This is a genomic window from Undibacterium sp. TJN19 (assembly GCF_049339485.1).
Taxonomy (GTDB): Bacteria; Pseudomonadota; Gammaproteobacteria; order Burkholderiales; family Burkholderiaceae_D; genus Undibacterium.
In genome coordinates this window covers 366,153-392,638 of the sequence record NZ_JBMPPL010000003.1, presented here as the reverse complement: position 1 = coordinate 392,638, position 26,486 = coordinate 366,153, and the positions used below count along the sequence as shown (strand labels likewise).

20 protein-coding genes are annotated in these 26,486 nt (G+C 51.0%); 7 read left to right on the top strand and 13 right to left on the bottom strand.

Annotated elements, in window-relative coordinates; translation table 11 throughout:
- The first annotated feature begins 315 nt into the window (after positions 1–315).
- Positions 316–1,980 (top strand): MFS transporter, encoded by a 1,665-nt coding sequence (locus tag ACO0LH_RS13130; protein WP_422941535.1) that lies wholly within the window; start codon positions 316–318, stop codon positions 1,978–1,980.
- 81 nt (positions 1,981–2,061) lie between these two features.
- Here ACO0LH_RS13130 and ACO0LH_RS13125 read toward each other — a convergent pair whose 3' ends face one another.
- From ACO0LH_RS13125 to guaB, 7 genes are read right to left on the bottom strand one after another with little or no spacing between them, the layout of a single operon-like run.
- Positions 2,062–2,958 (bottom strand): LD-carboxypeptidase, encoded by an 897-nt coding sequence (locus ACO0LH_RS13125; RefSeq protein WP_422941534.1) that lies wholly within the window; start codon positions 2,956–2,958, stop codon positions 2,062–2,064.
- Positions 2,959–2,992: 34 nt separating this feature from the next.
- Positions 2,993–3,568: a tRNA adenosine(34) deaminase TadA gene (gene tadA / locus ACO0LH_RS13120; RefSeq protein WP_422941533.1), complete on the bottom strand. Its 576-nt coding sequence runs from the start codon at positions 3,566–3,568 to the stop codon at positions 2,993–2,995.
- The gene (queD, locus tag ACO0LH_RS13115; RefSeq protein WP_422941532.1) at positions 3,568–4,011 is read right to left on the bottom strand and encodes a 6-carboxytetrahydropterin synthase QueD; all 444 of its coding nucleotides are present in this window, start codon (positions 4,009–4,011) and stop codon (positions 3,568–3,570) included. The genes tadA and queD overlap by 1 nt, the downstream gene beginning before the upstream one ends.
- A gap of 6 nt (positions 4,012–4,017) precedes the next feature.
- Positions 4,018–4,653: a 7-carboxy-7-deazaguanine synthase gene (queE, locus tag ACO0LH_RS13110; protein WP_422941531.1), complete on the bottom strand. Its 636-nt coding sequence runs from the start codon at positions 4,651–4,653 to the stop codon at positions 4,018–4,020.
- Between the two features lie 3 nt (positions 4,654–4,656).
- Positions 4,657–6,249 (bottom strand): glutamine-hydrolyzing GMP synthase, encoded by a 1,593-nt coding sequence (gene guaA, locus ACO0LH_RS13105; protein ID WP_422941530.1) that lies wholly within the window; start codon positions 6,247–6,249, stop codon positions 4,657–4,659.
- Positions 6,250–6,251: 2 nt separating this feature from the next.
- Complete coding sequence (locus ACO0LH_RS13100) at positions 6,252–7,301, bottom strand: GGDEF domain-containing protein (protein WP_422941529.1); 1,050 nt, start codon at positions 7,299–7,301, stop codon at positions 6,252–6,254.
- A 53-nt stretch (positions 7,302–7,354) separates the two neighbouring features.
- Positions 7,355–8,815: an IMP dehydrogenase gene (gene guaB / locus ACO0LH_RS13095; protein ID WP_422941528.1), complete on the bottom strand. Its 1,461-nt coding sequence runs from the start codon at positions 8,813–8,815 to the stop codon at positions 7,355–7,357.
- 102 nt (positions 8,816–8,917) lie between these two features.
- On the opposite strand from guaB, the gene ACO0LH_RS13090 reads away from it, so the two are divergent.
- Positions 8,918–9,415 (top strand): DUF4124 domain-containing protein, encoded by a 498-nt coding sequence (locus ACO0LH_RS13090; protein ID WP_422941527.1) that lies wholly within the window; start codon positions 8,918–8,920, stop codon positions 9,413–9,415.
- Positions 9,416–9,441: 26 nt separating this feature from the next.
- On the opposite strand, the gene ACO0LH_RS13085 is transcribed toward ACO0LH_RS13090, so the two are convergent.
- Entirely contained in the window at positions 9,442–9,738 is a 297-nt protein-coding gene (locus tag ACO0LH_RS13085) for an RnfH family protein (protein ID WP_422941526.1), read from the bottom strand.
- On the bottom strand, positions 9,731–10,162 hold the full coding sequence (locus ACO0LH_RS13080; protein ID WP_422941608.1) for a type II toxin-antitoxin system RatA family toxin: 432 nt from the start codon (positions 10,160–10,162) through the stop codon (positions 9,731–9,733). The genes ACO0LH_RS13085 and ACO0LH_RS13080 overlap by 8 nt, the downstream gene beginning before the upstream one ends.
- A gap of 111 nt (positions 10,163–10,273) precedes the next feature.
- Here ACO0LH_RS13080 and smpB point away from each other — a divergent pair, with 111 nt between their 5' ends.
- Positions 10,274–10,723, top strand: coding sequence for an SsrA-binding protein SmpB (gene smpB / locus ACO0LH_RS13075; RefSeq protein ID WP_422941525.1), 450 nt, complete (start codon positions 10,274–10,276; stop codon positions 10,721–10,723).
- 33 nt (positions 10,724–10,756) lie between these two features.
- Here the strand turns inward: smpB and ACO0LH_RS13070 are convergent, their stop codons facing one another.
- Complete coding sequence (locus ACO0LH_RS13070) at positions 10,757–11,149, bottom strand: hypothetical protein (protein WP_422941524.1); 393 nt, start codon at positions 11,147–11,149, stop codon at positions 10,757–10,759.
- 215 nt (positions 11,150–11,364) lie between these two features.
- Here ACO0LH_RS13070 and ompR point away from each other — a divergent pair, with 215 nt between their 5' ends.
- Both ompR and ACO0LH_RS13060 read left to right on the top strand, forming a co-directional pair.
- The gene (ompR, locus tag ACO0LH_RS13065; protein WP_422941523.1) at positions 11,365–12,132 is read left to right on the top strand and encodes a two-component system response regulator OmpR; all 768 of its coding nucleotides are present in this window, start codon (positions 11,365–11,367) and stop codon (positions 12,130–12,132) included.
- 40 nt (positions 12,133–12,172) lie between these two features.
- Positions 12,173–13,534, top strand: a complete 1,362-nt coding sequence (locus ACO0LH_RS13060; protein ID WP_422941522.1) for an ATP-binding protein — start codon at positions 12,173–12,175, stop codon at positions 13,532–13,534.
- Between the two features lie 97 nt (positions 13,535–13,631).
- Here ACO0LH_RS13060 and ACO0LH_RS13055 read toward each other — a convergent pair whose 3' ends face one another.
- Entirely contained in the window at positions 13,632–18,914 is a 5,283-nt protein-coding gene (locus ACO0LH_RS13055; protein WP_422941521.1) for a hypothetical protein, read from the bottom strand.
- A gap of 203 nt (positions 18,915–19,117) precedes the next feature.
- On the opposite strand from ACO0LH_RS13055, the gene upp reads away from it, so the two are divergent.
- Both upp and ACO0LH_RS13045 read left to right on the top strand, forming a co-directional pair.
- Positions 19,118–19,750 (top strand): uracil phosphoribosyltransferase, encoded by a 633-nt coding sequence (upp, locus tag ACO0LH_RS13050; protein ID WP_422941520.1) that lies wholly within the window; start codon positions 19,118–19,120, stop codon positions 19,748–19,750.
- A gap of 31 nt (positions 19,751–19,781) precedes the next feature.
- The gene (locus ACO0LH_RS13045) at positions 19,782–20,948 is read left to right on the top strand and encodes a pyridoxal phosphate-dependent aminotransferase (RefSeq protein ID WP_422941519.1); all 1,167 of its coding nucleotides are present in this window, start codon (positions 19,782–19,784) and stop codon (positions 20,946–20,948) included.
- Positions 20,949–20,953: 5 nt separating this feature from the next.
- Here the strand turns inward: ACO0LH_RS13045 and ACO0LH_RS13040 are convergent, their stop codons facing one another.
- Both ACO0LH_RS13040 and ACO0LH_RS13035 read right to left on the bottom strand, forming a co-directional pair.
- Positions 20,954–22,414 carry a DUF3999 family protein gene (locus tag ACO0LH_RS13040; RefSeq protein ID WP_422941518.1) on the bottom strand — a complete coding sequence of 487 codons (1,461 nt, stop codon included), beginning with the start codon at positions 22,412–22,414 and terminating at the stop codon, positions 20,954–20,956.
- Entirely contained in the window at positions 22,411–26,415 is a 4,005-nt protein-coding gene (locus ACO0LH_RS13035) for a DUF2339 domain-containing protein (RefSeq protein WP_422941517.1), read from the bottom strand. The genes ACO0LH_RS13040 and ACO0LH_RS13035 overlap by 4 nt, the downstream gene beginning before the upstream one ends.
- Positions 26,416–26,486 lie beyond the last annotated feature (71 nt).

Genomic DNA, 26,486 nt, shown 5'->3' with positions numbered 1-26,486 from the left:
TGATAGTTACCTGTGGAAGTCTTTCTATCTTTGTCTCAATTAGTTGAAGCGCGACAGCCTATCTCCAAGCTGAAAATAAGAATAGCACAATTTTAGTACGACCGTTCGTAAAAATATTTCATCCATTTTACGCCTCAATATTGTCATTACAACTACTTAAATAGTTTACACGTAAGTTTCTGTAAGTTTCAAGAAAGCATGCCGTAAGTTTCAGCTTGCACACTTTGCATGCAATAAAAATTATGTGGGAAAAATCTGTAGCAAATTTCGATCATATTTTTAAGCGCATCCAAATATATAAAACAGGAGACAAGCATGGCGACAGCACCTATCGCAACGTCAGGCGGCATGACGGCAGAAGAACGCAAGGTTATTTTTGCTTCTTCGCTAGGCACCGTTTTTGAATGGTACGACTTTTATCTTTACGGCTCACTGGCGTCGATCATTGCCAAGCAATTCTTCGCCGGCACTGATCCCAATACGGCTTTCATTTTCGCCCTGCTGGCCTTCGCTGCCGGCTTCATCGTGCGTCCCTTCGGCGCTTTGGTGTTCGGACGCCTTGGAGACATGATAGGCCGTAAATACACCTTCCTGGTCACGATTTTGATCATGGGCGGCTCGACTTTCTGCGTGGGTCTGCTACCCAACTACGCAACCATAGGCCTCGCTGCCCCGGTCATCCTGATTTCCCTGCGCATTTTGCAAGGCCTGGCCCTAGGGGGTGAATATGGTGGTGCAGCAACATATGTGGCGGAACATGCCCCTCATGGCAAGCGTGGCGCCTTTACTGCCTGGATACAAACGACAGCAACACTTGGTCTGTTCTTGTCATTGATGGTGATTTTGGGTACGCGTAGCGCGATTGGCGAAGCAGAATTTGAAAGCTGGGGATGGCGCGTGCCTTTCTTGGTTTCGGTATTCCTGCTGGCAATTTCCGTCTGGATACGTTTGTCCATGAATGAATCCCCAGCCTTTGCAAAAATGAAAGCCGAAGGTAAAACTTCCAAAGCACCTTTGACAGAATCTTTCGGTCAATGGAAAAATCTGAAGATCGTTATCCTGGCACTGGTTGGCTTGACAGCCGGTCAGGCTGTAGTCTGGTATACCGGTCAGTTTTATGCCCTGTTCTTCTTGCAGCAAACCTTGAAAGTCGATGGCCCAACTGCGAACATCCTGATTGCCGCATCCCTGCTCGTTGGCACACCGTTCTTCCTGGTGTTTGGCTCGCTGTCTGACAAAATCGGGCGCAAACCCATTATTTTGGCAGGCTGCCTGATCGCGGCAGTAACTTACTTCCCAATTTTTAGCGGATTGACTCATTTTGCCAATCCAGCACTGGAAGCTGCCCTGAAAAACGCACCTGTCGTGGTTACTGCTGACCCTGCTGATTGCCAATTCCAGTTTAACCCTACCGGCACGAAGAAATTTACCTCTTCCTGCGATATCGTTAAAGCGAAACTGGCAGCAGCTTCAGTCAATTACTCGAATGAAATATCCGCACCTGGCATTCCAGCAACGGTTAAAGTGGGTGACAAGGTAATCACTGCCTACAGCGCAAACGGTTTGCCGAAAGAAGAAGCCGCAGCAAAAGACAAAGCGTTCTCGAAAGAATTGGCCGATGCCATCAAGGCGGCTGGCTATCCGGCAAAAGCAGATCCAGCGCAAATCAACAAGCCCATGGTGTTTGTCTTGCTGCTTATTCTGGTGATTTACGTCACGATGGTTTACGGCCCGATCGCAGCGATGCTGGTTGAAATGTTCCCGACCCGTATTCGCTACACCTCCATGTCCCTGCCTTATCATATTGGCAATGGCTGGTTTGGTGGTCTCTTGCCAACTACCGCTTTTGCGCTGGTGGCATTCAAAGGCGATATTTATTATGGTCTTTGGTATCCGATCATCATTGCCGCAGCGACTTTCGTCATCGGCATGCTGTTCATTAAAGAAACCAAGGACAATGATATCTATGCGGCAGATTAAGCCATAAGATATTGCTTCAAAAAAAGCCGCCCGGTTTTCACATCGGGCGGCTTTTTGATTTATAAATTACAAGCTTACAGATTACCAGCGATACTGCATTTTCAGGCTTGCCTGCCCTTCGCTTAGGGTCAGATGGGCATCACTACCAACAACCAGGCTGGCACGCGTGCGGATATGACCGAAAGGCAGCCCTGTTACGATGGGCACATCGAGAATGCTGCGCATATAGGTCAGCATCGCTTCGAAATCATAGCCATTGTCATGCGTTGCCAAACGATAGGCAGAAAAATTGCCAAGCACGATCGCCTTCTGCTTTGAAAGAACGCCAGCAAAATGCAGTTGCAGCAACATGCGTTCAACACGGTAGGGATGCTCACCGATATCTTCCAGAAACAGAATGCCGTCATCCACTTCCGCCCAGTAAGGTGTGCCGACTGCATGAGTCAGCATGGCCAGATTACCGCCCCAAAGCTGGCCATGAAGATCCAGATCCCTGCCATAGGTCGTCGTGAATTCAACCTGATGCGAGGAATGGCCCACGCAATCCTTAAATTGTTTCAGCGTATAGTCACAAGGTTCTTCACGCGTATAGTCATCGCATAACATGGGGCCCGCCATACTGATACGGCCACGCCCCAGCAAACCCAGATGAATGAGACTGAAATCGCTGTAGCCAACAAAACACTTGCCGCTATTGGCCAGCAAATCAAAGTCTATCCCCGGCATCAGGCGCGACATGCCATAACTACCCCGCAAGGCCATGACTATCTGTACATCGGGATTTTTGGCAGCCGCATGCAGCTGCTCAAGACGCGTCGCATCACCCGCACCAAAGCGCTGAAATTTATCTTCAGGCTGGTAATAACTATGCACCTTGAAACCTTGCTGCGCCAGCAGAGCCAGGCCACGCACTACGGCGGCTTCATCAAGTGGCGCACCGCTAGGGGCAATAATGGCGATTCCCGGTTGCTGTGTCATTTGTGTGGTCTGCGACATATCGTTGGAAATGGATTTAGTTTATTGCGTTTGGCTCATTAGCTGGATGGATGAGTGAATCAGTCAATCCAGCATTGACGGCTTGCCTCTTTTGCGCCGCTATTGCACGTCTATGCGCAAAAAAATCCCTTAACAGGGCAGCACACTCGTTAGCCATGACGCCACCCATTACCTGCGTATGATGATTGAGCTGCGTATTGTCAAAAACGTTCAGCAGAGAGCCGGCAACGCCGGTTTTCGGGTCGCTGGCGGCATAGATCACCCGCGCAAGTCTTGCATGCATCATGGCACCAGCGCACATCATGCAAGGCTCAAGAGTCACGTAAAGTTCACAACCGGGCAGGCGATAATTGCCGATGATTTCAGCAGCGGCACGCAGAGCCATGATTTCGGCATGTGCCGTAGGGTCATGCTTGCCTATAGGGCGGTTATAGCCGGTTGCAATAACCTGGCCATCTTTTACCACGACGGCACCGACTGGCACCTCACCTTCATCCCAGGCCCGTTGCGCCTGCTGATAGGCGGCTTGCATGAATTCCAGATCGCGCAAGCCCTGCGCGTCTGCTTCCGCTGCAATTTGCTGCGTGTCCATTAACCGTCTATCTCAGCCCAGCAATTCGGCGTTTCATAAAGAGTGACTTTGGTCAACTCCAGCGTACGGCCAAACCTGCCGTGATATACCACTTTCAGTATATCGAAGGCAATTTTAGCCAGATTTTCAACGGTAGGTACACGGTCAATCACCACGGTTTTGTGCCCTGGCAGCTTCTCCAGGAAATTCTTGATGATGTAATCCTTCTCATAGACGATGAAGGAATGATCCCAAAGGTTAACCAGATGTTCATTGGCCAGCGCCTTGATGTCGCCGAAATCCATGATCATGCCGTTATCCGACTCGCCATCTTTCTGGACAACATCGCCGGTTAGGGTAATTTGCAGGGTATAGCGGTGACCGTGCAAATTGCGACACTGGCTGCCGTGATCGGGAATACGATGACCGGCATCGAATTCCAACTTTCTGGTAATCGTTAACATGAAAACTTAAGGAATCTGTAGGAGTTTATGGGTTTGCAAGCTCAGCTTCCATTGTGGATGCTGTTTGCAGAATTCTATTGCGAGACGCAAATTATCGTCTCTTAAGGGGCCATCCATAGCCTGTACAAAGTAATGTTCAAAATCAAGATTTGCATATGCCGCCATATCCTGACCAAACTGCGGGATCACCACTTTGAGCTCACTACCTTTGCGTACAACCAGTTCCGAGCCCATTTTGGGACTGACACAAATCCAGTCCACACCTGCGGGCACTGGCAAAGTACCATTGGTTTCTATGGCAATTTCAAAACCAACGGCATGCATGGCATCAATCAGGGTGGCATCAAGTTGCAGCAAAGGCTCGCCACCAGTAAACACCACATACTTACTTGCAGTATAGGACAAAGGCCACAAAGCGTTGATCGTCGCAGCCAAAGCTTCCGCTACCTTGAATTTGCCACCACCCTCGCCATTAGTGCCGACAAAATCGGTATCACAGAACTGGCAAACCGCTATCGCCCTGTCCTCTTCACGTCCCGACCACAAATTGCAGCCAGAAAAACGACAAAACACCGCCGGGCGCCCGGCATGATTGCCCTCGCCCTGTAAAGTATAAAAAATTTCTTTGACGCTATAAGTCACGTCTTATTCCCATTCTATCGTCGCAGGCGGCTTACCTGAAATGTCATACACCACGCGGTTGATGCCGCGTACTTCATTGATAATGCGGTTCGATACTTTGCCCAGCAACTCATGCGGCAGATGTGCCCAGTGGGCTGTCATGAAATCCTGGGTTTGCACTGCACGCAAGGCAACTACGTATTCATACGTGCGACCATCCCCCATCACACCAACGGACTTAACTGGCAAGAATACGGCAAAAGCCTGGCTGGTGGCGTCATACCAGCTTTGTTTGATCTCTGCACTGGCATCAACGAAGTTATTACGCAATTCTTCGATGAAAATCGCATCGGCACGACGCAATAAATCGGCAAATTCTTTTTTTACTTCACCAAGGATGCGCACACCCAGACCTGGGCCAGGGAAAGGATGACGATAGACCATGCTGTGTGGCAAACCCAGAGCCACACCCAGTTTGCGTACTTCATCCTTGAACAATTCACGCAAGGGTTCGAGCAGTTTCAGGTTCAGTGTATCTGGCAAACCGCCTACATTGTGATGGCTCTTGATGGTATGCGAGCCTTTTTTGCCTTTGCCAGCGCTCTCAATGACGTCAGGATAGATCGTGCCCTGCGCCAGCCATTTGGCATTACTCAGCTTACCGGATTCAACCTGGAAGACTTCAACAAACTCGCGGCCTATGATCTTGCGCTTCGCTTCCGGGTCAGTAACGCCTGCCAAATGCCCCATGAATTGAGTGCTTGCATCAACATGGATGACTTTCACACCCAGGTTGTTGGCAAACATTTCCATGACCATCTTGCCCTCATCCAGGCGCAGCAGGCCATGATCAACAAAAACGCAGGTTAACTGGTCACCAATGGCACGATGTATCAACGCCGCGGCAACGCTACTGTCAACGCCACCCGACAGGCCGAGGATGACTTCATCAGTACCCACCTGTTCACGGATGGACGCAACGGCTTCGGCGATGTAGTCAGGCATGTTCCAGTCAGACTGGCAGCCACAGATTTGATGAACGAAGCGACCGATAATCGCTTCGCCTTGCAATGTATGCGTCACTTCAGGGTGAAACTGCACAGCATAAAAACGACGTTCTTCATCAGCCATGGCGGCGATCGGGCAATTGTCGGTGGACGCCATCAATTTGAAGCCCGCTGGCATTTCGTTGACTTTATCGCCGTGGCTCATCCACACCTTGAGCATGCCGTGGCCTTCAGGCGTGACAAAATCATTGATGCCATCAAACAGGGCTGTATGTCCACGCGCCCTTACCTCGGCATAACCAAATTCGCGCAACAAGCCATTTTCAACCTTACCACCCAGTTGTTCCGCCATGGTTTGCATGCCGTAGCAAATACCCAGTACCGGTACGCCAGCATCAAACACTGCCATGGGCGCGCGTGGGGTATCTCCCTCAGTCACGCTATTTGGGCCGCCTGACAAAATAATGCCGGCTGCGCCATAGTTTTTGATGAATTCATCACTGACATCATAAGGATGAACTTCAGAAAAAACACCCGCATCACGCACGCGACGTGCGATCAATTGCGTTACCTGTGAACCAAAATCAAGGATAAGAATTTTTGAATGCATAATCAAATTATCATGTCAGGTTGTGCAGGCGTAGCCTGGACAACACAATTGTTTCCTGCATTTCTGGCTGAAAGCAGGGCTTTTTCTGCGAGGCTGATCAAGACCTCTGGCTCAACGTCCGGGAAAATATCGGTAGAGGCGGAACCGGCACTGATGGTCAGTCCGATATCCTGATCATTGACGTTTTCCGGGTGCATCATGACAGACGACCTGATGCGCTCACCAACGGCAGTGACGACCAGATGCGACGCACCAGGCAAAACAATTAATAGCAAATCAGTACCAAAGCGACCCAGCGCATCAAATGGCCGGACACAGGAACGAATACGGCTGACAGTCTTGACCAGCATCATGTCGGTGATGGCAACCCCATGCGCTTCGCGCAAGAATTCCATCTGGTCAAGATTAGCCAGCAACAATGCCAAAGGCTTTCCTGCCTTGCTACAGCGTTCCATCTCTATCTTCAGCGAACGCACTATGGCCGTCTTGTTCCAGGTACCGAGCAAAGGATCAATGAGAGAATCACGCTTGAGGCTGCGGTTTTGCTTGATCACTTCCAACTGGTTCTGATACAACACGCCAAAGGCCATATCGCGCTCTACCATGGCAGCCAGATCGGCAAGTGATTGCCGCTCTTCATCATCAAATACACGTGGCTGGTAATCAATCAGGAACACCGCCCCAATCTGCAGATCAGTGTGACCGATAATCGGATGAGATGCAAAAAACCGGATATGCGGTGCGCCAGCGACAAAACGGTGCTGGCTTAAAACTGGCTCCAGCCGCAGATCATCAACCACCACTACATCTTCCAATACCGGCAAACTGTCACAAAATGACGCCTCTACTCCGGTTATTGAGCGCTCTGCGTTATCAAACCGCGTCGCCAGATCACCAAAGCTGATGAAACAATTCGCCACCCGGAACAGCCTGATACCAAAACGCTCGAAACGGGCGACGCGCGCTTCCGTTTTTTCAGCAGCCAGACGGTCAAATCCCGAATTGATCTGAACCGCAGTAGTTGGGCCAGCGCGATCTAGGCTCGTTGACATACCACTCTCCGGGCATCTTCAATTCGGGACGGATTCATCATTGCTATCAGCTATTAGTCAGCGCGGTAATTTGGCGCTTCTTTCGTGATCTGCACGTCATGGACGTGTGATTCACGCATACCGGCAGAAGTGATTTCAACAAATTCAGACTTGGTGTGCAAGTCGTCTATCGAAGCACAACCACAATATCCCATGGAAGAACGCACACCACCAACCAGTTGATACAGAATCGCCAGCACACTGCCTTTATAAGGCACACGGCCTTCAATACCTTCAGGCACAAGCTTGTCGGCATTATTGGCAGCATCCTGGAAATAACGGTCAGCAGAGCCATCTGCCATCGCACCAAGGCTACCCATGCCACGATAAGATTTATAGCTACGCCCCTGGAACAGAATTACTTCACCCGGTGCTTCTTCCGTACCGGCAAACATGCTGCCCATCATGACTGTGGATGCGCCCGCTGCCAATGCCTTGGAGACGTCACCAGAAAAACGTACACCACCGTCAGCGATACAGGGAACGCCCGTGCCTTTAAGTGCATTGGCAACATTGGCAATTGCTGTAATTTGCGGCACACCAACACCTGCCACGATACGGGTAGTACAGATGGAACCTGGGCCGATACCAACCTTGACTGCATCAGCACCATGCTCAACCAGCGCCAGTGCTGCCGCCGCTGTGGCAATATTGCCGCCTATGACTTCAATATGTGGGTAATTGGTTTTCACCCAGCGTACGCGATCCAGTACGCCCTTGGAATGACCATGTGCCGTATCAACCACGATGACGTCAACACCAGCTTTAGCCAGCAAATCGATGCGTTCTTCATTGTCAACGCCGACACCAACAGCTGCGCCTACACGCAATTTACCCTGCTCATCTTTGGACGCAAAGGGATGCTCTGTTGACTTTTGAATATCTTTTACGGTAATCAGGCCGCGCAGCTCAAATGCTTCATTAACAACAAGCACGCGCTCCAGCCGGTGTTTGTTCATCAGGCGCTTGGCTTCTGCCAGATCAGCTGTTTCGTTAACGTAGACGAGTTTTTCACGCGGCGTCATTTTTGCCCGTGCTTCAGCATCAAGCTCTTCTTCAAAGCGCAAATCACGGTTAGTGATGATACCAACCACGGTTTTGCCTTCAACCACCGGGAAACCGCTGATGCCATATTGCTGCGACATGGCAATCACATCACGGATTTTCATGTTAGGTGGGATGGTGATAGGATCACGCAAAACACCAGACTCAAAACGTTTGACCTTGGCCACTTCGCGGGCTTGCTCTTTCGCTGTCAGGTTCTTATGGATGATACCGATACCACCTTCCTGAGCCATGGCAATTGCCAGACGGGCTTCAGTCACTGTATCCATCGCAGCTGATACCAGCGGGATGCTCAGTTTGATATTGCGAGTCAATCTGGTCGCAAGGGAAGTATCTTTAGGGAGTATGTTCGAGTATGCAGGGACGAGTAGCACGTCATCGAACGTGAGTGCTTTTTGGAGTAAACGCATAGTATTTCCTATAGGCGCAAAACCGAATTATACAGAAAACTTGCGAAGTCGTCTTGCTACGTGTAAAACTATCAGTAATCAAGCAATTATAGAAAGCCGTTTATGACACTCCCACGTATCACTTCCGCCTTGTTGTTGACCTTGTTTTGCTGCTCCCTCGCCCAGGCGCAATATGTCTGGCTGGATGAAAAGGGAAACAAGCAGTATTCAGATACACCGCCGCCAGCAACCGTGCCGCGCAACAAGATCATCAAGGCACCAAATATGTCTGGCAAGCCAGTGGCTGCAACAGACGCGGCCCCTGCTTCTGCTGCGGAGGCAGCGAGTACTTTGCAAAAACCGGTGACAACTGCCAGCAAAAACGAAGACTATAACAAGCGCAAAGCCGAGCAGGCAGAGAAAGACAAAAAAGCCGACGACGAAAAACAGGCAGCAGCAGCCAAAGCAAAAAATTGCGAAAGAGCCAAATCCTATCAACAAAACCTGGAATCAGGCGTGCGCATTGCCACCACAGACAAGAATGGCGAAAGAGTCTTTATGGATGACAATCAGCGCAATCAGGAATTGGCTGACGTAAAAAAAGCGCAGGCGGGTTGCTAAAAAAATCTGCCAGTTGAAAGCAGTTTTTACATTTTCGATTGTTTTTTCGCCCTGCGTCTGCGTGCTTCCATAGGATCAGCAATCAGGGGTCTGTAGATTTCTATCCTGTCATCTGGATGCAGCTTAGCATCCAGATCTTTGAGCTTACCAAACACGCCAAGCTTGCATGCGCTGATATTGATTTCCGGGTGCAACCCGACAATACCACTCAACTCAATCGCCTGGCGCACAGTGGCATCGATTTCAATTTGCAGTCTTAACAAGCTGGTGTTGTTCGGCCCTGCATAACAAACCTGGATTGCCATTGTTAAAGGTTCAGGCATACAGGACATCCGCACGGGCACAAAAAGAATCAACAAAACTGTTGGCGATTTTGGAAAAAACTGGCCCAATCAGGTGCTCCAGCAATTTGCTGGAAAACTCGTAATTCAGATCAAATTCAATTTTGCAGGCATCTGGCCTGAGTTCGGTGAATTTCCAGCAGCCTGACAATTGCTTGAATGGCCCTTCCACCAGATTCATTTGCATCAGTTGCGGCCGTTGATTGATGTTCCGGGTCGTAAACTGTTGTTTAATGCCATGATAATTAATTGACAAAGTGGCAGTAAGGCCTTGCTCTGAACGCTCAGCGACCTTGACCTCGCCACACCAGGGCAGGAATTGAGGGTAATTTTCGACTTGCTCAACCAGAGCAAACATCTGCTCAGTGCTGTAAGCTACGAAAACTGTTTTATGCACGACTGCCATCAAGAAGAACCATTTGGTAGAATCACAGGTTCGCATTTTAACCGAGTCATTCAAAGTATCGAAATGCATTCCTGTATTTCGCCACCTTAAAATGACGTATTTTCATCCCACATGAGCATTGCTGATAATAAAAAAGCATTCCACGATTACTTTATCGAGGAACAATTCGAAGCTGGAGTCGTCCTCCAGGGCTGGGAAGTCAAGGCCATACGTGCCGGGCGCCTGCAATTAAAAGAAGCCTACGTCATCGTAAAAGGTGGTGAGATTTTCCTGTTTGGTGCGCACATAGGTGCACTGCCAACGGCATCGACACATATCCACCCCGACTCTGTCAGAACCCGCAAGCTATTGCTGAATGCGTCAGAAATCAGCAAATTGATAGGGAAAGTTGAGCGTTCAGGCTACACCATGGTGCCGCTGAACATGCATTTCAGCAAAGGCAGAATCAAATGTCAGATTGGCTTGGCCAAGGGCAAGAAGCAGCACGACAAACGGGATACAGAAAAAGAACGCGACTGGCAGCGAGAGCAACAAAAAATAATGAAGCAAAATCGTCGCTAATTTTTTAAATTGTATTTAACGATATTTAACGATTCAGCGAACCGGGGTATAGATGTCATGCCCCGCGTCCTGAATCTGTCGGCGCAAGGCGCGCTTTTCATCGGGCGTCAGTCGATTACGTTTTTGCGCATCGTCTGCTTTGTTGCACGTACGGTCACCATTACAACGATCCACATTGTCGATGCGGTTTTGTCCCGGCTGTTTGTTCATTTGACGTTCGTGCTGCTTGCTAAGCAAATCCTGCTTGCGGGGAGCCTCAGGCTTACGATGCGCATCTCCCCCGCCAAACCGCCCCCAAAACCCTCCGGCATTGCTACGCGTATTGTCCGCCATTGCTCCCGCCGAACCGAGCAGCGCGAACAATAAGACAGAAAATTTCAAGTACGGTATATTCATTGCCTTGGCTAAAGAACAGTTGGCCATCATGTAAATGACGCAACCAGGAAGTTGATAATAACTGCAAAAAAACAGAATTGAATTTTATGCGGAAACTTGCATCCAGCGCTAGCATCCTTTTCTATGAAATCAGTTTACGTTAGCTGTGAAAATTCCGCTGTGGTATTCCGTAAAGTATGTAACAGTTTGTAATCCAAACAAGTAATCTTGTTTGCAAGCTCACGCGATAACAGTACTATATTCCCATGACAAATACGACACCCACTTCAGACGCATCCAACAACACCAGCAATAGTCCCAAAGCTAAAATTCTGGTGGTTGATGACGATCTTCGATTGCGCGATTTATTGCGCCGCTACCTGACCGAACAGGGATTTCACGTTGTCAGTGCAGAGAATGCACAAGCGATGAACAAATTGTGGATCAGGGAACGCTACGACATGCTGGTGCTTGATCTGATGTTGCCTGGTGAAGACGGGCTGGCCATCTGCCGCCGCTTACGAGGCGCTGGTGACAAAACACCCATCATCATGCTCACTGCCAAAGGTGAAGAGGTTGATCGCATTATCGGTCTGGAAATGGGGGCGGACGATTACCTTCCCAAGCCTTTCAGCCCACGCGAGCTGGTAGCGCGCATCAACGCGGTTCTGCGTCGCAAGACACCAGATGAATTGCCCGGGGCGCCTTCTGACGGGCCGCAAACTTTTGCATTTGGCGATTTTGTGCTGGATCTGGGAACCAGGACCTTGAAAAAGCAGCAAGAAAATATCTCGCTGACGACTGGTGAGTTCTCTGTTCTCAAAGTCTTTGCACGCCATGCGCGCCAGCCACTATCCAGGGAAAAACTGATGGAACTGGCCAGGGGACGAGAATACGAAGTATTCGACCGCAGCCTTGATGTGCAAATTTCCCGTCTGCGTAAATTAATCGAACCAGATCCTAGCAATCCCTTATACATACAAACAGTCTGGGGGCTGGGCTATGTATTCATTCCTGATGGCCAGTCTCACTGATATTTTGTTCTCGTTTTGTTGTTTTTTCCGCTAATTCTGAATGCGTGAATATCTGAACAGCCTGGAATGGCTCAGGAGCGGGCTGTTCTGGCGTACCTTTTTCATGCTGGCTTTGTTGGTAACAGGCAGCATGTTTGCCTGGATGGCAAGTTTTCGCGTACTCGAAACAACGCCACGGGCACAGCAGCTGGCGGCACAAATCGTTTCCATCGTCACCATCACCCGCGCCGCCCTGACCCACTCTGCACCTGAAAAACGCCACGAATTATTACTGGATCTGGCCAATAAAGAAGGTGTGCGGATTTACCTCCTGGAAGATAGCGATCAGGCAGAAGAGCCTGAAGCGACTGCTTTTTTTGAGGAATCAAAAGCCTTAATGCTGAACGGCCTTGGCCGTGAGACCCGCTTTGCCAGCAAACTGAATGGCATCAGCGGCTTCTGGATCAGCTTCGATATTGAAGATGATCATTACTGGTTGCGTCTCGAACAAGACCGGCTGGACCCTCCGATAGGACTGCAACTATTCAGCTGGGCCATGGTGACTGTATTTCTGACATTGCTGGGTGCTGCTGTCATTTCCAAATTGATAAACGACCCTCTTTCACGATTAAGCAATGCAGCACGCGCTGTAGCCCAAGGCAAGCAACCACCACCGCTGCCACAAAAAGGCCCGAAAGAAATACGCGAAACCAATTTAAGCTTTAATACCATGGTTGAAGATCTGGTCAGGATAGAAGCTGATCGAACTATCATTCTGGCAGGTATCTCCCACGATTTGCGTACCCCTCTTGCCCGCATGCAGCTGGAGGTGGAAATGGCGAATCTCAGCCACGACGCCAGATCTGGCATGCAATCCGACCTGCATCAGATGGATGCGATTATTGGTCAGTTTCTGGACTATGCGAAACCGATGGACAAGCTTGAACTGGAACCCATCAATCTCAGTGAAATGCTACAACAGGTGATAGATGAGTCTTCCCGCTTCCAGTACCTGCGGCTACGCACCGCCATTACACCAGACCTCTTCATTGATGGCAACCTCATCGAATTACGGCGCTTATTCAATAACCTGATTGAAAATGCCTGCCGCTATGGCAAAACAGCAGGTGCCCCGGTAACCACTCTGGATGTACAGTGCACGCGCAAGAACAAGGAAAGAAAACATGGTTTGCTGATCAGCTTCCGTGATCACGGTGCAGGCGTGGCCGAGCAAGACCTGGCGCGGCTATTGCGTCCCTTCACCCGTGGTGATGCGTCGCGAAGCCAGGCCAATGGCTCAGGCCTGGGTCTGGCTATCGTCGACAGAATTATTAAACGCCACAGAGGCAAGCTGCGTATCTATAACCATCAGGACGGCGGCTTCGTGGTAGTGATTGCGTTTCAAGAAGCCAAAGTCGCATAACTATTACAAGCAACACAGACCGAATCAGCGAAATGTTCAAGAACAAAAAAAATCCCGGTTAACCGGGATTTTTTTCATACAAGTTAATTTCTCTCAGTTACCGGCCATCATTTCCCGCCATCGCCAGTTGTGTGCCACGCTTGCTTTTGTCTTCTGCCTGAGTCGGGGTTTCGGATTGTGGCGCTGTCAATTCATAGCTTAAGTGCAAGCCAGTTTCTAATTTTTGCCCAGAAACAGCAATGGGTGCCTGCAATGCGGCAGTCTTATGTCCAAACACGCCCGGTGCAATACTGCCTGCCAGGCTCACATTGCTAAAGCCTGCCAAACCTGCAAGACCAACAATACCGGCGCACAATAACAGACCAGCAATGACGGAAGGACGCAAGCGAAAGCGTTTTTGCACTTCTTGCTGCTGCGCTTCATAAGCAACATCAACTGGTGCTGTGGCCAAAATCTCCTCAACTTGCTGACGCCATTCTTGCGATTGCTGTTTGTTGTTAAGCAACTTGGCAATCAATTCCTGCGCCAGTTGTTCAGCCGCCTGATGTTCCGCTTCCAGCGTCTGCCTAGCCATGTCGGCTTGCGCTTGCAAGTGATTTTTCTGTTCCTGGATCTCTTGCATATTTTGTTCTTGCCATGCTTTGGCAGATGCCAGGGCCTGAGCGACGAAAGCTTGTGCATCTGCTTGCTGCTGCTGTTTTTGCTGCAACAAAGCTTGCAATTCTGCTTCTGCTGCCAATTGCTGTTCCGCCTGTGCCTGCAAGGCGTTTTCTTCTGACAGTCTTTGCGTCATGGCTTCTGCAAGCGCTTGCTGCTTTGCCAGTCTTTGCGCTTCCACCGTCTCAAACTGGTTTTGCTGCATCAATCTGCTATGCAATTCTGCCAACGCTTGCTCATCTGCCTGCATTTGCATGGCAGTTACCTCTGCCAATTCACGTTCCCTGGCCAATCTGTCCTGCTCAAGAGCATTGGCAGCCACCAATTGTTCGGCTCTTTGTCTCGCCTGCTCCACCAATTCCGCCTCAAGGCTAACACTTTCTTCTGATGCATTGAGGATCAGGCGTTCAGCTTCGAGCTTTTCTTCAAGCAAGCGCAACGCTGTCTGCTGCAACTGCAGACTAGTCGCTTCCATTTCCTGTTTGCGTTGTGCGGCAGCAATTTCACTTTGCTCCAACTCGGCACGTTGCAACTCAATTTCTTGCAAAGAAAGCAGTTCGTTCAATTTGGCTTGCGCCAATTCTGCGGCCTGCATTTCAGCAATAGCTACGGCTTCGGCCAGACCGGATGCATCTTTTTCGCTTTGCAAGCGCGCTTGTATTGCGACATTGGCGTTCTGCTCTGCAGTTGCGCGAATTTCACACAAGGCCAGATATTCCTGCTCGGCTTGCTTGCGTTGCTCAGCAGCGTCTGCTGCCTGTTGCTCTGCCACCAGTTTTTGCTGTACCAAACTCAGTTCTTCCAGTTCACAAGCAGCACGGTGATTTTCTGTCACGGCCAAAGCATCGGTTTCACGCAATTTTGCTACGGCTGCTTCATTGGCGATCTGTTGCGCTTCGGCAAATTCATTGGCGCGCAACAATAAAGCCTGCTCCGTATTGGCAAGTCGCAAACTGGTTTCCAGTGCCAATTGTTCTTGTGCAGCACGCTGAGTGGCCGTTTCTGCCAATTGACGTTCGGTTTCCAACCTCGCCTGCAAGGCAATTGCGGCGCATTCTTCCTGCTCCAGTTTTGTTTGCAACTGTGCGCTCAGTTGTTGCTCAGTAGCAATCTGCGTTTGACCTGCGCGGCTCAATTCCAGCAGCAAAGCCGATTTTTCTTCCATTGCGGCAGCGGCCTGACGCTTGATCAAGGCTTCTTCAGCGGCTTGCGCGAGCCACAGTTTTTCAGACTGATTAAATTGTTCTGCTATTTGCTTCGCTTCCTGTTCTACAAGTTGACGAGCCTTTGCCAGCTTCATTTGCTCTTGTTCTGCTGACAGACGCGCTTCAGCTTCGGCAGTTGCAGATAATTCCGCCTGTTGTTTGGCGGTTAGCATTGCCAGTACGGCTTGCTCTGCCTGTACACGTTGCTGCTGCATGGCAGTCAATTCTTGTTCTTGTAGCAGGCGCTGTGCGATTAATTGAGCGACCAGTTTTTGCGCATCGGCGTGTGCTGCCAGCTCCTGGAACAAAGCTTGTTCAGATGCCAGTGTTGCTTCTGATGCCACGCGAATGATTTTTTCAGCGCTGGCACGTGCTTCTGCAAATTGCCTGGTTTCTGTTTCGTTCGCCAGACGAGCCTGGACTTGCTGTTGAATTTCTTCTTCAGCCTGTAATTTAGCCTCTGTAGCAGCCAGCAGATTGGCATCGTCTTCCAGTTTTTGCTGCAAAACACTGTCAAGTTGCGCAATTTTCCGGTTTTTTTCCAGTACCAGTTCATGTGCCTTATGCTGGCTGGCTGCATATGCCTGCGCCTGTAACTGTAAAGTTTTTTCAGCTTGCAGTTTAGCCATGGCAAGTTCATTTGCCTGTTCCTCAGACCTCGCCCGCTCTTCAGCAGCCTGGGCATGTTGCTGCTCAGCCGCTGCACGGGCAAGCGCTGCAGCACTGGCGGCTTTTTCCGCAGCCAGTTTTTGCATGGCAGCTTTCGCTTCAGCATTGGCAGCATCTGCTTTTTGCTTTTCAAGCATGGCCTGCTGCTCAAGCGCAGTGGCAGCAGCTTGCTGGGATTTGGCTTTTTCCTGCTCCAGCTTTGCCAGTTGCGTAGCAGCTTTGACACGCGCACCAGCCGCAGCAGCAGCTTGTTGTTCTGCCCTGGCCTGCACATTATTTTGCTCAAGCAGTTGCTTTTCTTCTGCCAGCTTGACTTCAACTGCCTGACGCAAGACTTGTTCAGATTGCAAACGTGCCAGGTGTTGATCGCGCTGTTCTTGTTCCAGCGTGGCCTTGGTTTGCAGTTCTGCTGTCAGGCGTTTTTCGGCTTCCAGCTTTTCCTGTATCAGGGTCAATGCTTTTTGCTCGGTTTCTGTACGCAATTTCAGGGTTTTACCCAATTCTTCAGCTTCTATCGCCTTGGTTTGCGCCAGGGTGGCCGATTGCTTTTGTAACTCGGCATGTTCCTGCATTTTTTTCAGGCGTGCCTGTTCAGCCACGATCATGGTCTGACGGGCTGCGCGTGCTTCCACTTCTTGCTGTTGACGTGCGTTCAATACCTGCACATGCTCACGGTCTGCATAGGCTCTTGCAATAACTTGTTCAGCAGCAGATTTTTCAGCTTCCAGTTTTGCCTGCGCGGCCCTTGCAGCTTCTTTCTCTGCATCCAGATGCACTTGCTCTGCGCGTGCCATTTCTGTTGCCTGGTGGCTTTTCAGCAAAGCAAGCTTGGCAGCCCTGGATTGTGTTTCTTTTTGCAGCTCGGTCTGTTCGAGTATGTTTTTCTCTGCATCGACAGTCGCTTCGAGCGCCAGTCTTTGTTCGCGCTCAGCCTGTTCTTTGGCCTGCGCTATTGCCTTGATCTGCTCTTCAGCTTGCAGTCTTGCCTCTGCTTCTTTCTGGGCAGCCTGTTCGCTGTGAAGTTTTTCCTGCGTGGCTTTCAGCACTTGCTGTACTGCGCTTGCGCGGCGACGTTCTGCCTGTAGTTTTTCTTCCTGAAGTTCCATCGCTTTCACCTCATCATTAGTGCGTTGCTGTTGGACGCGCAGAAGTTCGGTCGCATCATGGTTTTTCCTGGCGGCAGCCGCTGCCATTATTTGCTGCAATTCAACCTGTTCCATTGCTTTTTCAAGGCTCAGTTTTTCTGCCACACATTCTGATTCACGGGCCACGCGACGCGCATGCTCTGCCTGCCCTTGCATGCTCAGCAGTTCTGCATGAGATTGCTCAGCCTGTGCACGTGCCTCGGCTTCTTCAATTTTCTTGCGTTCAGCATCGAGCTTCAATTGCAAGGCATCTGCTGCTTTTTGTTCTGCTTCTGCACGGATTTTTTCAACCTGCGCCAATTCTTCGGCTTTTTTGGCATTTTCAGTTGCCATCAAGTTGGCACGTTTGAGCAATTCAGCCTGAAAAGCAGTGGCGCTTAATGCCTGTTGCTCAGAATTAGCTTGCTCGCGAGCGATTTGCACTGCCTCACGTTCAATTTCTATACGTTCTTTTGCCAGCTTCGCTGCACGTTGCTCTTCAGCGACACGTTGACGGGCAATATCGGTCGCTTCCTGCTCGGCCTTACGGCGTTGCGCTGCCTCTTCTGACAGGGCTGCTTCTGCCAGCAGTTTTGCCCTGGTTTGCATGTCAGCCTGTTGTTCACTTTCTATTCTATGCATGGCTGTCGACTGTAAATCACGCTCAGCACGGATACGGGATTCAGTCACCATGCGGATTTTGTCTTCGGCTTCGCGTCTGGCTTTGGCCGTTGTCGCTGCCATGGTTTCTGCCTGTTCACGCTTGTTGGCAGCGATACGCAAGTCTTCTTCAGCCTGCATGCGCAACTGTATGGCTTCTGCGGCGCGTCTTTCCGATTCCATCCTGGCCTGGGCAATGGCTTCCTGCTCTTGCTCCAGTGCGACACGTGCCAATGCATCTTCGCGGGCACGTACTTCAACTGGCGCACGATTGATGGCATAGGCCAGTGCCATGGCTTCGGCCTGATCGCGCTCTTTATTGACCTGCAATGATTCGCTGCGCACTTTGGCCAGCATTTCTGCCGTTTCACGGGCTTCGCGATCACGCTTTTCTCTTTCTCTGGCCAGTTCGGTAATGCGGGCGTCGGCCTTGGCACGTTCTTCGGCCTGCTGGCGGGCAGATTGTGAGGCGGCAAAGCGTTCTGCCGCCCAGTTACGGGCGTTGGTGGTCTCGGTTGCCAGCTTTTGTGCTTCGGCATGGGCTTGCGAAGCGAGTTCTGATTCCGCTTTATATTGCGATTCAGCGTTTTCCTTGGCTTGCAATTCGAGTTTTGAACGTTGCTCGGATTGTTCACGCGCCAGCGTTTCCATCTGGGCGCGTTCTTGCAGGTTTTTGGTTTCTTCGGCTGTAGCGGCAATGCGTGCCTCGCTGGCAACGCGTGACTGGCGTTCAGCCAGCAATTTTGCCTGTGTGCCGGCAATGGCTTCCTGCTCCAGCGCCAGTTTGCGCTGAGCGAGTTCTGCGGCTTCAGCTTCGGCCTGCGCCCTGGTTTCTGCCAGTGCCCTGGCCTGGGTTTCTGCTTTTAAGCGGGCTTCAACGGCAACTGTCGCACGTGCTTCTGCTTCTACCCTGGCGATGGCTTCACGAATACCCTTGACGTCGATGCGCGTATTGGATTCGATTGCCTCTTCTGATGGCAAATAATCGTCTTTACGGTCGCCATGGCGATCGAGGGAGTAACCTCCCAGAGATAATTTATTTAACAACGCCTGATTGCTGTCCATTCTGCACTCCTGATCTGATAGTCGTTCGCCGTCATCGCGGGCCCTGCCATGCCGGAACTTCTTAAGTTGAATTATCAATCAAGGAAAAACAAACAATGGCTGGAGCAGAAGTGGAAAAACACTTCAATTCTTGTTTATCAGTTTCCCTTAATGCTGGCTGGGACGTAAAATAGCGGTCAACTCAACATTGCCGGAGAATTATCTTGAACGAACTCGTTACCGAAATCAGACACCCCCTGGTGCAGCACAAGTTGTCGCTGATGCGCAGCAAAGATACGCCTACCGACAATTTCCGCCGTTTGCTGCGTGAAATCAGCCAGATGCTGGCCTATGAAGTAACGCGCGACCTGCCTATTGAACTGGTCAAGATAGAAACGCCGATCACCACCATCGACGCGCCAACCATCAGCGGCAAAAAACTGTGCGTGATATCAGTATTGCGTGCAGGCAATGGCATTCTGGATGGCATGCTGGACTTGCTGCCGAATGCCCGCGTTGGCCATATCGGCTTGTACCGCGACCCGGAAACCCTGGAACCTGTCGAGTATTATTTCAAAGTACCTGAAGATATCGCAGAACGCCTGGTGATTGTGGTTGACCCCATGCTGGCAACCGGTAATTCAGCCGCCGCAGCCATTGCCCGCCTGAAGCTACGTGGCGCCACCAGTATCAAATTTGTTTGCCTGCTCGCTGCGCCAGAGGGTATCAAGGTCATGCAAGCGGCCCACCCGGATGTCGCAATCGTCACGGCTTCCATCGACCAATGCCTGAATGAACACGGCTACATCGTCCCTGGCCTCGGTGATGCTGGTGACCGCCTGTTTGGCACAAAATAATAATTTTTTTTGTTTTTGATACTTTTCACTGATGACTACGACTGCCCGCTTCGTCCCCATATCCAAACTGCCCGAAGTGGGCACCACTATTTTTTCAGTGATGTCGAGCCTGGCGGCTGAGCACCAGGCAGTCAATCTGGGTCAGGGCTTTCCTGATTTTGCCTGCGACCCGGCCTTACCTGCCAAAGTGGCGCAGGCCATGGCGGACAATTTCAATCAATATCCGCCCATGCCGGGCATGCCACAGCTGCGTGAACAGATAGCCGCCAAAATACAGGCTGTTTATGGCCATCAGTATGATGCCAACACTGAAATTACAGTAACCGCTGGCGCAACCCAAGGCATCATGACCATCTTGCTGGCCTGTGTGCACGCTGGTGATGAAGTCATTGTCATCGAGCCAGCTTATGACAGTTATGTAGCATCAATCAAACTGGCTGGCGGCATACCCGTATTTGTCAGCATGGAACTGGGGCCAGAAGGATATACCATCCCCTGGGACAAGGTAAAAGCGCGTATCACTGGCAAGACCCGCCTGCTCATGTTGAACTCACCCCATAACCCCACTGGCTCGATATTCAGCGCCACCGATATCAGCACCCTGACCGATATTGTGCGCGATACACAGGTGCTGATCGCTTCAGACGAAGTATACGAACACATGGTGTATGACGGTCAACGCCATGAATCCCTGTCGCGCCATCCTGAACTGGCCGAACGCAGCTTTATCATCTCCAGCTTCGGCAAGACTTATCATGTGACTGGCTGGAAAGTTGGTTATGTGGCAGCGCCTGCTGCACTGATGGCAGAATTTCGCAAAGTACATCAATACAATGTATTCACGGTAAATACGCCCATGCAACTGGGCCTGGCGCATTACATGCAAGACCCCGCCCCTTATCTGACACTGGCTGGGTTTTACCAGAAAAAACGCGATCTGTTCCGGGCTGGCCTGGCAAATTCCAAATTGCGCCTGCTACCCTGTGCTGGCACCTATTTCCAGAGTGTTGATTATTCAGCCGTATCGAATAAATCTGAACTGGACTTTGCGCGTTGGCTGACTACGGACATTGGGGTTGCTGCCATACCGGTTTCAGCGTTTTATCAGCAGGGTCAAGAATCAGGCATAGTACGCTTTTGCTTTGCCAAACAGGATGCCACGCTGGAGCATGCCTTGCAGCGCTTGCAAAAACTGTAAGCTGGCTACTTCTTTTCGCCCGCCATGGTTTTCAACAATGACCACACCATTGCGGCCAGTAAGGCCAAGCCGCCTGCCAAAGCCGCCCATAACCAGGGCTGGTGTTCTTTTGGCGGTACCGCCTCGGCTTGTTTAATTGGTGCAGGCACCACAATAGCGCTTTCAGCAATTTCGACACTGGCTTCATCAGCAATTATTGGCTTGCGGATATCCACTTTGGGTATCAATGTCTGTACGGACAATGCTGCCCCATCGGCAATTTCCTTACCCCATTCCAGTTTGTAAGGTGGCGCACCACGCGCCAGAAATACCAGCCGGCGTGGCAGGCTGGCAATTTGTATGTCGGGTGGGACTTTACCGAGCATGCTGATGGGGCCTTCCGTCTGCAAACGCAAGCCTTTATAACTACCACCATCCATCAGTAAATCCGCAGAGCTCACCTCGCCATTGGGCAGGCTTAAGCGGTATGCCAGGCTTTCATTGAGCCATACTTCACGATCAGTCTGTACCTCAGCAACACGTCGCTGATGTCGCAACACGTGCAAGGGGTACAGGGGATTATGGTGGTGCCGGTAAGTGCTGACAGCCGGGCCGCCAGAAACCTGCCCCAGCACGCTGAGTGAAACCAGCGTATTGGTTTCCTTCAATTGTAATTTCAGGCTATCTATCGGGGTGTTCAGCGGCAGTACATAATCGCAATAATGCGTACTGCAACTCTGCGCATGGATGGGCTTACTCCATTGCACCGGCGGCGGTACTGACGCTTGCTGCTGGCTATCAACCGTCACGCTGTCTATCCACGGTGCCTTGCTTGGGTCGTTCCAGCGCAAACGCAAATATTTTGCGCTGGCATGTTGCAGATTGATTTCCAATTTTTGTATCGTCAGGCTCTGGTGTTGAAGTTGCACCAACTGCTCGCTACTACTTATTGTTTGCCAGCGCTGCAAATCATCACTACTTTCCAGGCTGAATGAAAACATGCCATCCGCATTGTCAGGAATAGCAAATTTCGCCTGCAACAATTGTCCTTTTAATTGACTGACATCGATGATCCAGGCGGCGATCACATTTTTTTTATCAAGCTTCCACTTGTTCAACTCTGTCAGTGAACCATCGGCATTTTGCTTAAAACCGCGCACCGTCGTCTTTTGTTCTTCTTTCAAGGGGAATAAAGCCGCAGCTTTGCTGGTCAGCTCCGAAGTGCTGGTTTCTATATCTGACCAGGCAAAAGGCAATAAATCACCAGAGGCATTGCGCACACGGACATCATGCAAATCAGGGTGCACGCTGCCGGGATAAATCGTTGCAGGCAAGGTCAACTGAAAATAAGGACCACTGCCCTTGGTAGTGATCAATGCCTGTTGACTGGCTGCCTGTACATTGCCAGCAAGCAGCACGAGCAGGCCAAGCGATTGCAAGAGTTGCAAGGTTGCGGCATTGAACTTGATTTTATTAGAAAAACTCATGCGTCCTCCTGCGCACTTGCTACAGGTGCCTCAGTATCAGTTATCGACGCATCCTTGGGTTTTACCGGCACTGGCGCAAAATAGCCAACTACCAGCAACAGTATCCCTACACCAATGAAGGAAACGATGCGGTACAAGCCGCCACGGTCAGCCAGCTCTATCAGGAACAACTTCAACACCACCACAGCCAGCAAGGCTGCACCTGCTATCCATATAGTGCGCGACATACGGCGATTGGCAAACAGCATCACCGCGACACCACAGATGGCCCAGGTAATTGAGACTGCCGCCTGACTCAGGCGCGATGCAAACAAGGCATCGGCATCCCAGGGCACGCCAGCAAAATGATGGCAACTGCGCAATACCATGCCGGTCAGCAAGGCCAACGCCGTTGCAGCAGCAAAACCCGCCACCGCGTTTGATGCAGTTGTCTTGACTGCCGTCGGCCCAGACAGCGCGCGCCACCAGTGCAGCAGTGCTGCCAATACCAGCCACTGCCCCAACTCCAGCGGATTGAGCAAAGGTAGATATGGCAACGGACTGGCATTTCCTGCGCTAAACGCATTGGTCAGCCAGCACCAGCCCAGCAAATACAGGGCAACCGGCGCGCAGGCCTGTTCGATATACGCTTTACGATAGGTGTTGAGCGGCCAACGCTGCCCTAATTGTTTATTGCCAATGAACCAGAACACCAATGCGGGAACCAGTATCCAGCCCAGTAATGGCCAGCTGGACCAGGTATCTGCCAGCGGTTCAAAATGTGCCTGCCCTTCACGCGCAGCCAGTAACAGGAACAGCCAGAAGCCTGCTATATGCGTCAATTTCAGCAGACCGGGCCACAGCGCCAACCAGTTTTGCTGTTTTTTTAAGGCAAACAAATGCCAGGCAAAGGCCACAGGCCAGGCCAGCCAACCCAGATAAGCGGAAGGCAGATAGTTTCCCTTCGCCCCGGAAACTCCAATCAGCGCACTCAACATCAGCAAGGGCAAAGTTACCATCGCAGCCCCTGCCATTTGTGGCCAGGCCCGCCATTTTGCCAGGCTGATCATCAGCAGCGAGCTGATGACGGTGATCGCCACCGCAGCCGATGAGCAATATTCGCTGCGGGCAGTTCGCTCAAGTGTATCCAGACACTCAGGGAACCAGGCGGTCAGCCACCAGCCCAGGCCCCAGATAACCGGAATGGCCAAGGCCATTTTTCCGCTACACCAGGGATTGAGCCAGACGACTGGCAAAGGCAAGCCACTACTGCGGTTATCAGAACCATCGCCCTGCCCTGCCGCAGCATTTGCGGCACTCATTTGCAATAAGACATCGCGCATCCTGACAGCTTCTGCCCGTACACGGTCACCACTAAACCAGGCAGTCACAGCCAGAGACAATGGAACGAGGAACCCGAGATGCGCAAATGATGCACTATGATAGCCATTAAATTCAGTCACATAGATGCATGCAGCAATCACTTGCAAAGCCGCCGCCAGCGCAGCCAGTGCTGTATGCGACATACGCAATCCCACCCACAACAACAGGCAGGAAGTCAGCGGCCAGATCAATGCGGCCTGCTTCAGGTCAATCGCAAACAGCATCGCCAGATGCAACAAGGAACAGGCGCTAACCACAGACAATTTGTTCCAGTTAGACCATGTCGGCGGCAAGCCTTTGGCTTGTGCAGCACTTCTGGCGACAATCATGAAACGGCCCGCACTGAATAATATGCTGGCTGCGATGATCGCTGCTGAAAGCATACCACGCCAGCCATCGGCCAATGCCGCCTGGTTATTTGCAGTACCAGTTACTGCGGCCTGGGTATGCAGGGTCAGTAAAAATGAAATGAGAGACAGCGCCTGCAAAGTCGCAGATATCCTTGCAAAATCCGGCAATATCCAACGGGTAGCCACAGCCGACACCAGCAAAGCCAACACTGCCATGGCAGCAGCAGCGAATTGCGGCGTCAGTAACATCCAGGGCAATAAGGCAATTGCCGCTACACCTAGCCAAGGCAGCAAGGCATTCGGTAGTTTTTCCCACGCAGCCACTACATTTTGCTGTGAGCCACTGGCCGCACGCCGATGCAAATTCCAGACTACGAATACGCTGACGGCCAACAGCACCGGCCCCAGCCATGAACCTTGCAGCAATGGCCCTGCTACCGGATTGAGATAGATACCATGTAAAAGCTTATATGCCGCCCCCACCATGACCAGATAAGCAAAACCACGCGCATAAGGCCTTTGCTGGCGTATGCCCAGCCAGTACATGCCGGCACCTTCTACGGCCCAGGCAGCACCGGTCCAGGTGCCTTCCAGCCCCAGTGGTATCGCCAGTGTGCCAAAAATGGCTGCAACAATGACATAGGCTTCTGCCAGCAAAGCCAACCCCTGTTTTTCTTTGGAAAACACAAACCTGGCCAGCAGCAGATAAAAGAACCCGACGATCAGGGCAGAAAATGCAGCACCAAATTCGGTATTCTGAACCAGCAGGTATTGCATGCCAAAAGCAGTCACTGGATTACCAAATACCAGGGCGCTATCAACACGTCCGACCTGTTTCAGGGTTGCCAGCGGCCCTTCCACGTTGCTGGCTTCTTTGAGGGTGCGGCGTGCAAACAGCAAGCCGATAAGAGCAAACAAGACGAAGAAGAAAATCAGGAAAGGCTGAACAATGCCGTACTGGGCATCTGTGTAATAACGCTGCGCCCAACCCAAAGCAAGCGTAAAAGTGCCGACAAAACCGATCAGATTCAATACCCGCCAGGCATTGAACCAGGCCACCACGAAAATACCCACATCCAAAACAGCCAGGTAAGTGAACAAACCCAAAGGCCGGTTTTCGCCACTGGAGGTCAGTATGGGCGTAGCAAAACCTTCCAATGCAGCGACGATAGCCAGCAAGGGTGCATTTTGCAGCACAGCCAGTGCAGCGCTCAGCACTGATACGGCAAACATGAAACCAAAACCAGCTTCAGGAGAAATCAATGAAGATATCTTGATTGCCGACAAGGTCGTCAGATAAAACACCCCTATCGCCATGCCTTGCAGTATCAGGGCATAATCGCGCCGCTTGTTGCGCAAGAACCACCCCAAAGCCAGCAATACCACGCCCGTCAACGCCACGCCGGCATAACGCAATTCAACCGGTACAGTCACGCGTTCAGCGGTATAACGCAATAAGAACGCCAAACCAAGGAACAAAATAAGCACCCCGATTTTAACCAGGGTATTGCCACCAAAAATAAGATTGGCCAATGGTGCAGGCAAACTTTCCCGCAGGGTTTTGGGCGGTGGCGGAGGTGGCCTTTTGGCGATGACAGGTGGTACTGGTACCGGTGGCAGAATAGATGTAGCCTGCGCTTCGCGATCTTGTGCAACTGATAAATCTGTCAGTATTGCTAGCGCTGGTGCTGGTGTTGGTTCAATTTCATCGAGAATGACTAATTTTTTATCTGACTCTGCGGAGAGTTCCGTAACCAGTGCACTTTCCAGCGGCAATTCTGTCAGTATCAGGGAGGTGGTATCTTTAGCGAGAGCGTCATTGAGTTCAAGTTCATCGCTTGCCTGGGTTTTGACTTCAGGCGCTGGAGGCGTGAGCGCAATATTCAGTTTGGCAGCCTGCTGCATGTCGGCAGCAGCAGATTTGGACTGTTCTGCCTGCGTTTTTCTAAAGGCGGCTTTTTCCTCCTCCAGTTGCTGCTCTCTGAGTTGTATCTCTTCCCTGTCGCTCAGCTCAACGCCGTTAGCTACTTTTAAGCTGACAACTTCGCGCTCAAGACTTTGCAGGCGAATTTCCAGACTGGCGATTTTTTTTCGCATATCTGTCATCGCATCATTCGCCTGAGCTTGCGCAGGCACCTTCAATTCAGCCGACTTACCAGCCTTGCCTGCATTGGAACGACTCAGCATGTGGCCCAGATAACCACCCAGCACCGCCAGAATTAACATGGCAATACCAGATTCAAAAGCGACACCTATGATGAACCCAACGATTCCACCTACAAACCACATATTATTCCTTATTAGAACTGCGCTAATTACACTATCGCAGACTGTAAGGACATTTTAATAGACTTGCAATA

What these genes read in the sequence shown, in the direction of transcription:
- queD (WP_422941532.1), bottom strand. Translation starts at nt 4,011, where the DNA reads ATGTTAACGATTACCAGAAAGTTGGAATTCGATGCCGGTCATCGTATT.
- ACO0LH_RS13040 (WP_422941518.1), bottom strand. Translation starts at nt 22,414, where the DNA reads ATGAGTTTTTCTAATAAAATCAAGTTCAATGCCGCAACCTTGCAACTC.
- ACO0LH_RS13100 (WP_422941529.1), bottom strand. Translation starts at nt 7,301, where the DNA reads ATGTCAACGAGCCTAGATCGCGCTGGCCCAACTACTGCGGTTCAGATC.
- ACO0LH_RS13035 (WP_422941517.1), bottom strand. Translation starts at nt 26,415, where the DNA reads ATGTGGTTTGTAGGTGGAATCGTTGGGTTCATCATAGGTGTCGCTTTT.
- ACO0LH_RS13085 (WP_422941526.1), bottom strand. Translation starts at nt 9,738, where the DNA reads ATGCCTGAACCTTTAACAATGGCAATCCAGGTTTGTTATGCAGGGCCG.
- ACO0LH_RS13125 (WP_422941534.1), bottom strand. Translation starts at nt 2,958, where the DNA reads ATGACACAGCAACCGGGAATCGCCATTATTGCCCCTAGCGGTGCGCCA.
- tadA (WP_422941533.1), bottom strand. Translation starts at nt 3,568, where the DNA reads ATGGACACGCAGCAAATTGCAGCGGAAGCAGACGCGCAGGGCTTGCGC.
- smpB (WP_422941525.1), top strand. Translation starts at nt 10,274, where the DNA reads ATGAGCATTGCTGATAATAAAAAAGCATTCCACGATTACTTTATCGAG.
- ACO0LH_RS13090 (WP_422941527.1), top strand. Translation starts at nt 8,918, where the DNA reads ATGACACTCCCACGTATCACTTCCGCCTTGTTGTTGACCTTGTTTTGC.
- ACO0LH_RS13070 (WP_422941524.1), bottom strand. Translation starts at nt 11,149, where the DNA reads ATGATGGCCAACTGTTCTTTAGCCAAGGCAATGAATATACCGTACTTG.
- ACO0LH_RS13045 (WP_422941519.1), top strand. Translation starts at nt 19,782, where the DNA reads ATGACTACGACTGCCCGCTTCGTCCCCATATCCAAACTGCCCGAAGTG.
- ACO0LH_RS13080 (WP_422941608.1), bottom strand. Translation starts at nt 10,162, where the DNA reads ATGGCAGTCGTGCATAAAACAGTTTTCGTAGCTTACAGCACTGAGCAG.
- guaA (WP_422941530.1), bottom strand. Translation starts at nt 6,249, where the DNA reads ATGCATTCAAAAATTCTTATCCTTGATTTTGGTTCACAGGTAACGCAA.
- ACO0LH_RS13055 (WP_422941521.1), bottom strand. Translation starts at nt 18,914, where the DNA reads ATGGACAGCAATCAGGCGTTGTTAAATAAATTATCTCTGGGAGGTTAC.
- ompR (WP_422941523.1), top strand. Translation starts at nt 11,365, where the DNA reads ATGACAAATACGACACCCACTTCAGACGCATCCAACAACACCAGCAAT.
- ACO0LH_RS13130 (WP_422941535.1), top strand. Translation starts at nt 316, where the DNA reads ATGGCGACAGCACCTATCGCAACGTCAGGCGGCATGACGGCAGAAGAA.
- ACO0LH_RS13060 (WP_422941522.1), top strand. Translation starts at nt 12,173, where the DNA reads ATGCGTGAATATCTGAACAGCCTGGAATGGCTCAGGAGCGGGCTGTTC.
- guaB (WP_422941528.1), bottom strand. Translation starts at nt 8,815, where the DNA reads ATGCGTTTACTCCAAAAAGCACTCACGTTCGATGACGTGCTACTCGTC.